Consider the following 845-nt stretch of genomic DNA (forward strand, 5'->3'; position numbering starts at 1 on the left):
GGCAGCGAGTGTGATCTCGTCGGCGCCGCGAATCGTCTGCTGCGCGAACCAAGCGGCCGGCAGCGTTAGGTCGCCGGTGACAAGGGCGAGAAGGCTCGAAAGGCCCATGGCCCAGGAGATAGGGACGCCTGCAAAGAGCAAGAAGGTGAAGGACAGGATAAGGACGGCGAGGGTCATGCGACTGGCTCCCGCTCTGGATAAGGCTCCTCACCCTTTACGACGCGCACAAGGCGGGCGGCACCGAGCCCCGCGAGTGCGAGACCGAGGACCAGGATAGAGGCGATCGTGATGCCCTGCGGTAGACGCAGGACCGGGGTTGGTACGAAGGCGAAACGCTGCCAGACGGCCAAGCCGCTCCACAACAGGACAACGCCGAGAATGAGCACGCAGATCGCGATGCCACCATCGATTGCATGGCGAACTGAGGGGCGGAAAGAATCTTTGACTGGGTCGAAGGAAACATTCTCGCCTCGAATCTCGCCGACTAAAATGCCGAGAAACGTCACCCATACGAACGCAATGGCCGCAACCTCGAAGGTCCACTCGAAATGGCTAAGCCCGAAGAAGCGGGCGACGACGCTGAGCAGCGTCGAGTTGAACATGATCGCGAAGGCTATGGCGCCCGCGAATGCGAAGGCACGCTGCCCGCGCCCTTTGAGGGGCACGGGGTGTGCGATGAAAAGGGGCTGATCCAAGGTATGCTCTCACTTATTCGATGCATTACGGACCTTGGCGATGAGCTCTTCTCCCCATTCCGCGCCAAACTCGTCATAGACGGGCGCGACGAGCTGGCGGAACGGGTCCCGATCGATCTCGATGATGTCGATACCGCGACTTTTCAAATC

Annotated in this window: 1 protein-coding gene; it reads right to left on the reverse strand. The window is 60.7% G+C overall.

Annotated elements, in window-relative coordinates; genetic code table 11:
• Positions 1-173 precede the first annotated feature (173 nt).
• A complete protein-coding gene (locus EN780_RS35705; protein ID WP_128276568.1) occupies positions 174-695 on the reverse strand; it encodes a TRAP transporter small permease subunit in 522 nt (173 codons plus the stop codon).
• Positions 696-845: the final 150 nt, after the last annotated feature.

This window comes from Mesorhizobium sp. M4B.F.Ca.ET.089.01.1.1 (genome assembly GCF_004022605.1).
Taxonomy (GTDB): Bacteria; Pseudomonadota; Alphaproteobacteria; order Rhizobiales; family Rhizobiaceae; genus Mesorhizobium; species Mesorhizobium abyssinicae.